This window comes from Pseudomonas fungipugnans (assembly GCF_029955235.1).
Lineage (GTDB): Bacteria > Pseudomonadota > Gammaproteobacteria > Pseudomonadales > Pseudomonadaceae > Aquipseudomonas > Aquipseudomonas fungipugnans.
Window position 1 is genome coordinate 167,288 of record NZ_JARBWL010000002.1, and the last position, 11,380, is coordinate 178,667.

General features: G+C 59.9%; 12 protein-coding genes. 9 read left to right on the forward strand and 3 right to left on the reverse strand.

Going from position 1 to position 11,380, the window contains the following annotated elements:
• Positions 1-128 precede the first annotated feature (128 nt).
• Positions 129-506, forward strand: coding sequence for a glutamine synthetase (locus POF45_RS15745; RefSeq protein WP_282316101.1), 378 nt, complete (start codon positions 129-131; stop codon positions 504-506).
• Here POF45_RS15745 and POF45_RS15750 read toward each other — a convergent pair.
• A complete protein-coding gene (locus POF45_RS15750) occupies positions 503-1,705 on the reverse strand; it encodes an N-acetylmuramoyl-L-alanine amidase (RefSeq protein ID WP_282316102.1) in 1,203 nt (400 codons plus the stop codon). The genes POF45_RS15745 and POF45_RS15750 overlap by 4 nt on opposite strands.
• Positions 1,706-1,790: 85 nt before the next feature.
• On the opposite strand from POF45_RS15750, the gene folE2 reads away from it, so the two are divergent.
• Genes folE2 through POF45_RS15785 form a run of 7 tightly spaced genes read left to right on the forward strand, consistent with a single transcriptional unit; the run spans position 1,791 to position 7,916 of the window.
• A complete protein-coding gene (gene folE2 / locus POF45_RS15755; RefSeq protein ID WP_259497743.1) occupies positions 1,791-2,687 on the forward strand; it encodes a GTP cyclohydrolase FolE2 in 897 nt (298 codons plus the stop codon).
• A complete protein-coding gene (locus tag POF45_RS15760; protein WP_282316103.1) occupies positions 2,684-3,352 on the forward strand; it encodes a metal ABC transporter ATP-binding protein in 669 nt (222 codons plus the stop codon). Before folE2 ends, POF45_RS15760 begins: the two co-directional genes overlap by 4 nt.
• A complete protein-coding gene (locus tag POF45_RS15765; protein ID WP_259497745.1) occupies positions 3,352-4,218 on the forward strand; it encodes a metal ABC transporter permease in 867 nt (288 codons plus the stop codon). Before POF45_RS15760 ends, POF45_RS15765 begins: the two co-directional genes overlap by 1 nt.
• 11 nt (positions 4,219-4,229) lie before the next feature.
• A complete protein-coding gene (locus POF45_RS15770) occupies positions 4,230-5,105 on the forward strand; it encodes a metal ABC transporter substrate-binding protein (RefSeq protein WP_259497746.1) in 876 nt (291 codons plus the stop codon).
• Complete coding sequence (locus POF45_RS15775) at positions 5,102-5,662, forward strand: gamma carbonic anhydrase family protein (RefSeq protein WP_259497747.1); 561 nt, start codon at positions 5,102-5,104, stop codon at positions 5,660-5,662. Before POF45_RS15770 ends, POF45_RS15775 begins: the two co-directional genes overlap by 4 nt.
• A 2-nt stretch (positions 5,663-5,664) precedes the next feature.
• Entirely contained in the window at positions 5,665-7,002 is a 1,338-nt protein-coding gene (locus POF45_RS15780; RefSeq protein ID WP_282316104.1) for a dihydroorotase, read from the forward strand.
• A 23-nt stretch (positions 7,003-7,025) separates the two neighbouring features.
• Positions 7,026-7,916, forward strand: a complete 891-nt coding sequence (locus POF45_RS15785) for a His/Gly/Thr/Pro-type tRNA ligase C-terminal domain-containing protein (protein WP_259497749.1) — start codon at positions 7,026-7,028, stop codon at positions 7,914-7,916.
• A gap of 87 nt (positions 7,917-8,003) precedes the next feature.
• Here POF45_RS15785 and POF45_RS15790 read toward each other — a convergent pair whose 3' ends face one another.
• A complete protein-coding gene (locus POF45_RS15790; protein WP_282316105.1) occupies positions 8,004-8,525 on the reverse strand; it encodes a DUF3617 domain-containing protein in 522 nt (173 codons plus the stop codon).
• 131 nt (positions 8,526-8,656) lie between these two features.
• On the opposite strand from POF45_RS15790, the gene cls reads away from it, so the two are divergent.
• On the forward strand, positions 8,657-10,096 hold the full coding sequence (gene cls, locus POF45_RS15795) for a cardiolipin synthase (protein WP_259497751.1): 1,440 nt from the start codon (positions 8,657-8,659) through the stop codon (positions 10,094-10,096).
• Here cls and cfaB read toward each other — a convergent pair.
• Positions 10,093-11,280, reverse strand: a complete 1,188-nt coding sequence (gene cfaB, locus POF45_RS15800) for a C17 cyclopropane fatty acid synthase CfaB (protein ID WP_259497752.1) — start codon at positions 11,278-11,280, stop codon at positions 10,093-10,095. The two genes, cls and cfaB, sit on opposite strands and share 4 nt — an antisense overlap.
• Between the last annotated feature and the right edge of the window lie 100 nt (positions 11,281-11,380).

Consider the following 11,380-nt stretch of genomic DNA (forward strand, 5'->3'; position numbering starts at 1 on the left):
AGGGATGCCCGGTCGCAGTGTCGGGCTTGATCAATGTTATAGTATAACAATGCAATCAAGCCACTCTCCTCTTGCCCACGGCATCAAAGAACACGATGCTGGGGGCTGATCAACCGCCGAGAAACCCCATGCGCATCACGCTCAAATGCTTGTTGATGAGTTGTTCACTGCTGATCGCGGTTGATGCATCGGCACAGATTCCGACCCTGGCCAAGTGCACCCGCAGCGCCAATCTGCTTGCGTGCGTGGATGCCGACGGCAACGCCTACAGCGTCAACACTGTCGGCAGTACGATCTATTTGCGGGGTTTTGAGGTGATTGGAAAACGTTATTGGGCGCAGACCAGCAGCCGCTACGGGCAACTGACGTTCTTCACCGGCCTGGCTTCGGATGGCGAAGCCTGGGTCGGTTACAGCCGTCGGGTGGGCTGGACGACAATCAACCGGTTTTCCAGCTCCGGTGGCAGCAGTGCCAAGTTCACCTGTAGCCGGATTGCCGGCTGTTAGACCTGCCCTTTCTTCTGCTCCTGCTGCCAGGCCATGTAGCTGTTGAGCGGCGGGTTCTTTTGGAAATAGCGCTGCAACCCTTCAAACAAGCCGTCGGCAACCGCTTGCTGATGCCGCGCCGTGACCAGCCGCTGACTGTCGCGGGCGTTGGAGATGAAGCCGGTCTCCACCAGGATTGATGGCACATCTGGCGATTTCAACACCGCAAATCCAGCCTGTTCCACGCGCTTTTGATGCAGAGTGGTGATACCCGCCAGACTGCCCAGTACGGTGCTACCCAATTGCAAACTGGCGGCAATGGTGGCGTTCATCGACATGTCGAGAATCACCCCGGCCAGCATCGGGTCCTTGTCCTTGAGATTGAGCAGGCTGGTGGCGCCCAACAGGTCCGCGCCGTTCTCGCGTTGCGCCATGAATCTCGCAGTTGCCGAGGTGGCGCCGCCTTCGGACAGGCAGTACACCGACGCGCCGGACGCGGTGAGCCGTGGCGCGGCGTCGGCGTGTACCGAGATGAACATGTCGGCGTTGTGCTTGCGTGCGATCTCCACGCGCTTGCGCAGCGGCACGAAGAAGTCGTCGTTGCGCACCAGTTTCACGTCGAAACCCTTTTCGCGTTTCAACCGTTTGGCCAGCAATTGGGCAATCGACAGCACCACGTCTTTCTCCCGCTCACCTTTGGCACCCACGGCGCCAGGGTCTTTGCCGCCATGTCCCGGGTCTACCACGACGATGATGTCGCGCTTGGGGTGCGCCTTGTCGGCCACCGTTTCACGCACCGGAGCCGGCGCCATTTGCATCGGCGCTGCCGTCTTGAGATCAAGCACCAACCGATGGCCCTGCCCGTCCTGTGGCGGCAACAGAAAGCTGTTGAGCTGCACCGGGCTGCTGAGGTCGAGCACGATCCGCGTGTCGCCCTGGCCGTAATGACCGGAGCGGATTGAACGGATCACCGTGTTATTCAGGGCCAATTGGCTGAAATCGCCACTGAGGCTGGCGCCACTCAGATCGATGATCAGCCGCTCGGGCGCGCTCAGGGAAAAGGTTTTGTATTGCACCGGGCCGCTGAGATCGAGCACCAGACGCAACTTGTCGTCCGAACGCCAGAGCCGTGCATTGCGAATTTGCGTCGCCGACACACTGAAAGGAAAAGCCAGGGCCGCGCTGGCCAGAATCAGGTTGAGCAAGTGACGTCTGTGCATATGAAAGACCGCTCGCGAAAAAGCCATCGTCGATTTGATAGTTATAATATAACATGACAAATCAACTCCCACGATGGACCTGCTCATGAATGCGCTGACTCTGCCGGATATCGCCGCGCAGGCCTCACGCCAAGCCCTGCCACTGGAGTGGGTGGGCATGTGCGGCATTGCTCTTCCTGTTTTATTCGATGGCCAACGGCTCAACGCCAAAGCCGATGCGGGCGTGAGCCTGGACGACGGCGAAGCGCGGGGCATTCATATGTCGCGGCTGTATCTGGCGCTGGAAGCCCTCGAACAGAAAAGCCTTACACCAGCGCTCATCCGCAGTGTCTTGCTGCGATTCCTCGACAGCCATGAGGGACTGTCGAAGAGCGCGTACTTGAATATTCATACTGAATTGCTGCTGAAAAGACCTGCGTTGGTCAGTCCTTTAGCCGGCTGGAAAACCTATCCAGTCAGCGTTCATGCGCAGCTGCAAAACGATATGTTCCACGTGGAACTAAAAATCGATGTGCCTTATTCCTCGACCTGCCCCTGCTCTGCGGCCCTGTCTCGACAGCTGATTCAACAGCAATTCGTCGACGACTTTGCCAACAAGGCACTGCAGCATGCGGACATTCTGGCTTGGCTCGGCTCCACCAGAGGCATCGTCGCCACGCCGCACAGTCAGCGCAGCAATGCTCAATTGTCACTTCGCCTCGATGATTTTCTGGATGACTTGCCGTTAATTGCGACGATCAACGACGCCGAAGCCGCCCTTGGCACCGCCGTACAGACCGCCGTGAAACGCGCAGATGAGCAAGCGTTTGCCTTGGCCAACGGACAAAATTTGATGTTCTGCGAAGACGCCGCCCGCCGTTTGCACCTTGCCTTGAAACGCTCGCCGGGCATCCATGCTTTCCATGTCCGAGTGGTCCACGCTGAAAGCCTGCACGCCCACGACGCCGTCGCCGAAAGTCGATGGGACCGGGAGGCCGCATGATCAACTGCCAGGCGTTGCGCTGGGGCGCACCAGGCCAACCGCTGACGCCAGCCATCGATTTCGAGTTGGCCAAGGGCAGCCTCACCGCCGTGATCGGCGCTAATGGCTCAGGCAAAAGCAGCCTGCTGAAAGTCATCGCCGGGCTGCAAAAACCGTTGGCCGGCAAAGTCATTCTGGATGTTCCACGCAAGGGCAGCGTTTCGTTTCTGCCTCAACAACAGCACCTGGACCGGCAATTCCCCATTAGTCTCCAGGAACTGGTATCCGCCGGATTCTGGGGCAGCAAGCAATCATCAGCAATTCGCGACCAACGTCTGAAAGCCGTACTGGAAGACTGGTGCCTGACCGGTCTTGAACACCGACCATTGATGGCCCTGTCCGGCGGCGAGTTGCAGCGCTCGTTGCTCGCCCGTTTGAGCCTGGTCGATGCTCCGGTGTTATTGCTCGACGAACCCCATGCCGCACTCGATGAACTCGGCCAGGAGCTGCTGTGGAAACACATCCACAACTGGCATACGGAAGGCCGGACGCTGGTCGTTGTTTGCCATGATCTGGCCGCCGTTCGTGAGCATATTCCGCAGGCCTTGTTGATCAAGAAAACCGGCTGCCTTCTGGGTGCCAGTACCGAACTGACCCAGCCTCAACGCCCCATGCAGGTAGCCTGATGATCGCCGCCACACAGCTTTGGCAACCGTTCCACGAGTTTGTCTTCATGCGCCGGGCACTGCTCGGCGGTCTGGTTCTGGCGTGCAGCACCGCGCCGCTTGGTGTGTTCCTGATCCTGAGGCGCATGAGTCTGATCGGCGATGCTGTGGCCCATGGCATCTTGCCCGGTGCCGCACTGGGTTTCTGGTTTGCCGGTTTGAGTTTGCCCGCACTGACCATCGGCGGCCTCGGCGCCGGTCTGAGCATGGCCGGCCTCGCTGCGTGGATCACCCGCCGCACCGGCCTGCGAGAAGACGCCAGTCTCGCTGCGATCTACCCGATCTCACTGGCCAGCGGCGTGCTGATTCTTGGCATCGCCGGCAAGCGCCTCGACCTGCTGCACCTGCTCTTCGGCTCGGCGCTGGCCGTCGATGGCCCGACCTTGACCGGCATGCTCTGGGTCTCCGGCTTCAGCCTGATCGCCATGGCGCTGATCTATAAACCGTTGTTGCTCGACACCCTCGATCCGCTCTTTCTACAAACCGTCAGCCGTCTCGGCCCACTCGCCCACGGCGTGTTCCTGACCCTGGTGGTGCTGAATCTGGTGATCGGTTTCCAGGCCATCGGTGCCTTGATGGTGGTCGGCTTGATGATGTTGCCGGCTGCCGCTTCGCGATTCTGGAGCCGCCGTCTGCCGGTCCTGATTGCCATCTCGGCACTGCTCGGTTGCCTCTCGGTGTGGCTCGGTTTGCTGCTGTCGTTCTACTACTCGCTGCCCAGTGGCCCGGCCATCGTCCTGGTCGCTGGCGGTTTGTACCTGCTGTCCGTGGTGTTCGGTCCGGTGCACGGTTTGCTGCGCCGCCCGCCTTTGCTCACATCCCAATGAGGTGTTTCCCGATGCGCGCTTTACTCGTGCTGTTCAGTTTGATGCTGTCGATGTCCGTGTCTGCTGCCGAGAAACTTCAGGTAGTCACCAGCTTCAGCATCTTGGCCGACATGACCCATCAGGTCGGCGGCGAGCATATCCAGATCACCAACATGGTCGGCCCGGACGCCGATGCGCACACCTATGAGCCGACCCCGGACGATGCCAAAGCGCTGCTCAAAGCCAAACTCATCATCAAGAACGGTCTCGGTTTCGAGCCATGGCTGGACCGTCTGGTGACCAGCACCGAAACCAGGGCGCCGGTGATCAGCGCGAGCCACGGCGTGATTCCACGCTCGCTGGATGAAGACGGCGAAACCGTTCCCGATCCACATGCCTGGCACAACCTGGCGAACACCGAGTTGTACATCGCCAACATCACCAAGGCGCTGATCGCCGCCGACCCGGCAAACAAGGCTGACTACCAGCGCAACAGCCAGGCCTACCTGAAACAGATCTACGCCCTGCTCGCCGAAGCCAAAGCCAAGTTCGGTTCGCTGCCACCGGGCAACCGCAAGATCGTCACCTCCCATGACGCCTTCGGTTATCTGGGTCAGGCGTATGGCATCGACTTCATGGCGCCTCAAGGTCTGTCCACTGAGCGCGAACCGTCGGCCGCCGAAGTCGCGGCGTTGATCACGCAGATTCGTCAGGCCAAGGTCAAAGCGGTGTTCATGGAAAACATCAAGGACGCGCGCCTGTTGAAACAGATCGCCGATGAAAGTGGCGCGCAGATCGGTGGCACGTTGTACTCCGATGCACTCGCCGCCACCGGGCCAGCCAGCACCTTTGCCGGGTTGTTCGAATACAACCTCAACACCCTGTACGACGCGTTGAGCAAGCCATGATCCGCAAGAACCCGTCCGGTGATTTGCCGGTAATAGCGGAGTCCGCCTATGTGGATAAAACCGCGATCATCTGCGGCAAAGTGGTGATCGGCGAGAACGTCTTCGTCGGTCCCTATGCGGTGATTCGTGCTGACGAAGTGGACGCCTCGGGCGAGATGGAGCCGATCTCCATCGGCGCCAACTCCAACATCCAGGACGGCGTGGTGATTCACTCCAAGTCCGGCGCGGCGGTAACCATTGGCGAGTTCAGCTCCATCGCCCACCGTTCGATCGTCCATGGCCCGTGCACCGTGGGCAATCGAGTGTTCATCGGCTTCAACAGCGTGCTGTTCAACTGCGTGGTCGGCAACGGCTGCGTGGTGCGGCATAACTCGGTGGTTGATGGCCGGGACTTGCCGGATGCGTTCTATGTGCCGTCCACTACCCGCATCGGCCCGGGTACCGACCTGTCGCAGTTCCCGCCGGTGAGTGTCAGCGCCTCGGAGTTTTCCGAAGACGTGGCGCGCACCAATGTCGATCTGGTGCGCGGCTACAAAGCCTTGCAGAACGAGTTCTGAGCATGAGTAGCGTGTTGATCCGCAATGCCCGTCTGGTGAACGACGGCCGGGAATTCGACGGCGACCTGCTGGTGAGTAATGGCCGCATCGTGAAGATTGCCAGCAGTATTCAGGATGAACGGGCGCAGGTGGAAATTGACGCCGACGGTCAATGGCTGCTGCCGGGGATGATCGATGACCAAGTGCACTTCCGCGAGCCCGGCTCACCGCAAAAGGGTAGCCTCTATACCGAATCCCGGGCGGCGGTAGCCGGCGGCATCACCAGCTTCATGGACATGCCCAATACCCGTCCGGGCACCCTGACGCTCGCCGCCCTGGCCGATAAAAAACGCCGGGCGGCGATCAATTCGGTAGCCAATTACGGCTTTCATTTCGGCGTCAGCAACGACAATCTCGATACCGTCGCCGCCCTCAATCCCTGCGAAGTGGCCGGGGTCAAAGTGTTCATGGGCGCCTCCACCGGCAACATGCTGGTGGACGACCCATTGATTCTCGAACGGCTGTTCGCCGAAGTCCCGACCATCCTGCTGGCCCACTGCGAGCACACCCCGAGCATCGACGCCAATGCCGCGAACCTGCAAGCACTGTTCGGCGAACACATTCCCCCGGCGGCGCACCCACTGATCCGCAATGCCGAGGCGTGCTTTCGTTCATCGTCGATGGCCGTCGACCTGGCCAAGCGTCACGGCACCCACCTGCACGTTTTGCACCTGACGACTGCCCGCGAACTGGCGCTGTTCGAAGACACACCGCTGGCGCATAAACGCATCACGGCTGAAGTCTGCCTGCATCATCTGTTCTTCGACGATCGGGATTACCCGACGCTGGGCAACCTGATCAAATGCAACCCGGCCATCAAGTCTCAGGCTGACCGCGACGCGTTGCGCCAGGCCTTGCTGAGCAATCGCCTGGACGTGATCGGCAGCGACCACGCGCCTCACACCTGGGCCGAAAAGCAGCAGGCCTACACCCAGGCGCCCGCCGGATTACCGCTGGTACAGCACGCCCTTCCCGCCCTGCTGGAACTGGTGGCCGACGGAATTTTGCCTATCACCACCCTCGTGGCCAAGACCAGCCACCGTGTCGCCGACTTGTTTGCCATTCCTGATCGTGGTTATCTGCGCGAAGGCTATTGGGCTGATCTGGTGCTGATCAAACCCGAGCCCGAAGGCACGGCCGTTTCGCGGCAGCCGATTCTCTCTCAGTGCGGTTGGACGCCCTTCGCCCGCCATCGTTTTCGCCACAGTGTCAGCACCACCCTGGTGTCGGGGCAAATTGCCTGGCGCGCCAATCGTCTATATGACAACTGTCAGGGTTTGCCACTGCGATTCATGCGCTGACGCCCACTGCCGAGAATCCGATCATGATCAAGATCACCCTGCCCAATGGCACTTTGCGTGAATACGATCAACCGCTGAGCGTGTTTGAAGTGGCCGCCAGCATTGGCTTCCCACTGGCCAAAGCGGCAGTGGCAGGTCGTGTGGACGGCGTATTGGTGGATTGCGGCTTCATGATCGAAGGTAATGCGCGGGTCAGTATCGTCACCCCCAGAGAACCTGACGGCCTGGAAATCCTGCGCCGCTCCTGCACGCTGATGCTGGGCATGGCCGTCAGGCATTTGCAGCCGGCAGCGCAATGTCTGGCCGGATCGGCCTGGGGTGATGGCTTTTTTTATGAGTTCGCCACGGCGCAACCGCTGACCTTCGGCGAGCTGCCGCAGCTTGAAGCGCGGATGCAGGCCATCGCCGCCACCAATCATCCGATCCGCCCACGGCTGAAAACCGCCGGCCGGACGCTGTATCAAATGGGCGACTACGAGATCTGGTCGACCGGCCCGCATGTGCCCACCACGGCGGTGATGCAGGCCTTCAGCCTGAACCACATCAACGGCACTTCACGGCAACGCATCTATGGCACTTGCTGGTCGAGCAAGGAAGAACTGGAACACTGGCAAGCGCCGCAGCAGGCGATGGTGCTGACAATCAATGAGCGTCAGGCTGAATACGGGCAGTCGGTGACCGAGATATTGCGCCGTAGCGGATTACGCGCCACCGCTGATCTGCGAGATGAAACGATCGGCTACAAGATTCGCGAACACAGCCTCAAGGGTGTGCCGTATTTGTTGGTGGTGGGGGAGAAAGAGCAGGTGGGCGGGTTTGTCAGTGTGCGCAGTGGCGGTGGAGAGAGTCTTGGGGAAATGCCGGTGGTGGCGTTAGGGGATTTCTTTTCTTCATCGGGAATTCAAGGCGCCTGAACGGGCGCCTTCGCGAGCAGGCCCGCTCCCACATTGCTTTTGTGAACGACACAGGATCAATGCGGGGCAAGCCTGCTCGCGAAGCTTTTAGGCCCTTGGCTTGACGCTACCGCAATCCTGCCCCAGCCACACCGCGCGGGTATCAAGGCTGCCCTTCTGCTGAATGCCTGTCGCATTGAACGTGCCGTTTACCGTGGTGGTGAACTCACGATCACTGATGAACGTCGCCACGCCAGCCCCTTGTGCTTTCGGGCAGCTGAAACGGAATTTCCACTGCTTGCCGTTACGCTCGGTGATTTGCTGTTTGCAGCCTGATTGCGGGTCTGTCAGGGGAATGTTGTCGGACTGCACCTGCGCCTGGGTCAGGCACGCCCGAATCCCCTTGCCGCCCATGGTGATGCCCTGCTGTTCCAGCGCGGCACGCTGCTGCGGGGTCATCTGGCTTTGCAACTGGCCGAGGATCAGGTCCAGTGGCGGCAGATCATTGCCGTCGACTTTCATGTTGCTCGACGTCAGCTCCCACAAACCCGGTTGCAGCATCTGCGCCTGAGCAGCCACGGGAAGGGATAAACCGAGGGCCATGGCCAAACCCAGCAGACGAACATTCATCGAAAAACTCCTGATCAATAGTGGCCGTTAGACGTCAGCCACCGGCTTGCGTTCACGGGCCAATTAAATAGCGACATTCTGCACGGAACATGGTCTTTTACGCATTGAATCTTCAGGAGCAAGGTTGCCCCATGGATTATTTTGGACCCCATGTTTTTGCTTATATCATCGCGTTGCTGCATTCGCTCGGGCTGATCGCCGCCATCCACGCAGTACTGAACGTGCGTACCGCCCAAGGCTCCATCGCCTGGGCCCTGTCGCTGGTGTTCATGCCCTACCTGACGCTCATCCCTTACCTGGTCTTCGGCAGCAGTACTTTCGAGGGCTACATCAAGGCACGGCGCCAGGCCAACGAAGAGATGCGCAAAGCCATCTCCGAGCTGAACTGGCGCCCGTGGGTTGAAGAGGCCCTGACGGCTCGCGCCTCGAACGCGTATGCATCGTTGCGAGCGATGCCAAAACTGGGGCGCATGCCGTGCCTGGCCAACAACGAAGTACGTTTGCTGATCAATGGCACCGCCACCTTTGACGCAATTTTCGACGCCATCAGCCACGCCAAACAAGCCGTGCTGATCCAGTTCTTCATCATCCACGACGACCGGCTGGGCCAGCGCCTGCAAACCCTGCTGCTGCAAAAAGCGGCTGAAGGCGTGGCGATCTACTTGCTCTACGACCGCATCGGCAGCCACTCCCTGCCCCACAGTTATGTGCAGAAATTGCGCGATGCCGGCATCGAGGTCAAAGCCTTCGCGACTCGCAGCGGCTGGCTCAACCGCTTCCAGGTCAACTTCCGAAACCACCGCAAGATAGTGGTGGTGGACGGCGTGCTGGGTTTCGTCGGTGGGCACAACGTCGGTGACGAGTACATGGGTGAAAAGCCGCCGCTCGCGCCGTGGCGCGACACCCACGTCCAGGTTCGCGGGCCGGTGGTGGCGAGCATGCAGGAGTCCTTTGCCGAGGACTGGTTCTGGGCCGCCCGCTCGCTGCCGCCGTTGATCCTGCCGGACGTCTATCCGGAGGACGGCGTGCTCTGCCAGTTACTCGCCAGCGGTCCGGCCGATCCGTACGAAACCTGTTCGTTGTTCTTTGTCGAAGCCATTCACGCGGCAACAGAACGGGTGTGGATTACCAGCCCTTATTTCATCCCGGATGAAGCGGTGTTTGCCGCTCTGCGGCTCGCGGTGTTACGCGGGGTCGACGTGCGATTGCTGCTGCCCTCACGCCCGGATCACAAGATCGTCTACGCCGCGTCCAGCCTGTATGCGTTCGAAGCCGTGCGTGCCGGTGTGCGGGTGTTCCGCTACCAGCCAGGTTTCCTGCATCAGAAAGTGGTGTTGATCGACAGCGAAATCAGCGCCATCGGCAGCGCAAATCTTGATAACCGCTCGTTCCGGCTGAACTTCGAAGTGATGTTGCTGACGGTCGACCCGGTATTTGCCGCCGAAGTGGAACAGATGCTCAACGACGACTTCGCCCAGGCCCACGAAGTGGCCAACGAAGAACGCCGGAAGACCCACCGCCTGCAACAGGTCGGCATGCGGGTCGCCCGGCTTATTTCACCCATTCTTTAAGGGTTATAGATGTCGTCACGGGTCCACGGCAGTTCATGGCTGCCGTCGGCGTGGGTTTTCACGGCGAGGATCTGGTGCAGATTGATCCAGCCCTTGGCGAACGCATACGCACAACCCGCCAGGTACAGCCGCCAGATACGCAATGCCTGATCCGGCACCAGTTTCCCGGCGGCTTCCAGGTTGTCTTCCAGACGTTCACTCCAGTGATCGAGCGTTCGCGCGTAATGCAGGCGCAGGCTCTCGACGTCGACAATCTCCAGACCGGCTTCGCTGATCTCGGCAGAAATCATCGCCAGGTGTGGCAGTTCGCCGTTGGGGAACACGTACTTCTCGATGAAATCACCAGCACCGCGTCCCACTGGACGCCCATCAATGTGCTTGGCGGTGATCCCGTGGTTCATCACCAGGCCGCCCTCCTTCACCGCACCGAACAGGGTTTTGCAGTACTCGGCCAGATTGGCATGGCCGACGTGTTCGAACATGCCGACGCTGACGACTTTATCGAAGCGACCGTCCTGCGGCAGATCTCGGTAATCAAGCAGTTGCAACTCGACCTGATCATCAAGCCCTTCAGCGGTTACACGCTCACGGGCCAATGCCAGTTGTTCCTTGCTGAGCGTAATGCCGAACACTTTCACGCCAAACTCACGCGCCGCATAACGCGCCAGCCCCCCCCAACCGCAGCCGACGTCCAGCAAGTACTCGCCTGGTTGCAAACGCAATTTGCGGCATAGGTGACGGAATTTGGCTTGTTGCGCCTGCTCCAGCGTTTCGCTGCCGGTTTCGAAATAGCCACAGGAATACGCCATGTCGCTATCGAGCCACAGCTGATAAAAGTCGTTGGAGAGGTCGTAGTGATAGGAAATCGCTTTGGCGTCGGTTTCCTTGTCGTGGACATTGCGCACGGGCTGACTGCCGTCGTCTTCGGCCACCAGCGCCTGACTCCACTCATCGCAGACGCGAATCACCTCGCTGATGGAGCCCTCCAGTTCGAGCTTGCCTTCGACAAACGCCGCCCCCAGCGCGTCGAGACTCGGATGCGTAAACTGGTTCACCATTTGTGGATCCTTGACCACAATGGTGACGCTGGGCGCCGGGCCCAGATTGAACTCATGGCCATCCCAGAGCCGCAGGCGTAGCGGTAGCTGCAGATTCTGCAAGGCCGGTGGAAGTTGCGCGAGCATAGTTGATCCCCCTTGTTTCAGACGTCTGAAATGAGGGTAGACCATCCTGTAAAAATAGCAGGCTATCGATTTGATAGCCGTTTTCTATGTTTTCAGAGTG

Coding starts and splice junctions, on each gene's coding strand:
- POF45_RS15745 (WP_282316101.1), top strand. CDS start 129: ATGCGCATCACGCTCAAATGCTTGTTGATGAGTTGTTCACTGCTGATC.
- POF45_RS15750 (WP_282316102.1), bottom strand. CDS start 1,705: ATGCACAGACGTCACTTGCTCAACCTGATTCTGGCCAGCGCGGCCCTG.
- folE2 (WP_259497743.1), top strand. CDS start 1,791: ATGAATGCGCTGACTCTGCCGGATATCGCCGCGCAGGCCTCACGCCAA.
- POF45_RS15760 (WP_282316103.1), top strand. CDS start 2,684: ATGATCAACTGCCAGGCGTTGCGCTGGGGCGCACCAGGCCAACCGCTG.
- POF45_RS15765 (WP_259497745.1), top strand. CDS start 3,352: ATGATCGCCGCCACACAGCTTTGGCAACCGTTCCACGAGTTTGTCTTC.
- POF45_RS15770 (WP_259497746.1), top strand. CDS start 4,230: ATGCGCGCTTTACTCGTGCTGTTCAGTTTGATGCTGTCGATGTCCGTG.
- POF45_RS15775 (WP_259497747.1), top strand. CDS start 5,102: ATGATCCGCAAGAACCCGTCCGGTGATTTGCCGGTAATAGCGGAGTCC.
- POF45_RS15780 (WP_282316104.1), top strand. CDS start 5,665: ATGAGTAGCGTGTTGATCCGCAATGCCCGTCTGGTGAACGACGGCCGG.
- POF45_RS15785 (WP_259497749.1), top strand. CDS start 7,026: ATGATCAAGATCACCCTGCCCAATGGCACTTTGCGTGAATACGATCAA.
- POF45_RS15790 (WP_282316105.1), bottom strand. CDS start 8,525: ATGAATGTTCGTCTGCTGGGTTTGGCCATGGCCCTCGGTTTATCCCTT.
- cls (WP_259497751.1), top strand. CDS start 8,657: ATGGATTATTTTGGACCCCATGTTTTTGCTTATATCATCGCGTTGCTG.
- cfaB (WP_259497752.1), bottom strand. CDS start 11,280: ATGCTCGCGCAACTTCCACCGGCCTTGCAGAATCTGCAGCTACCGCTA.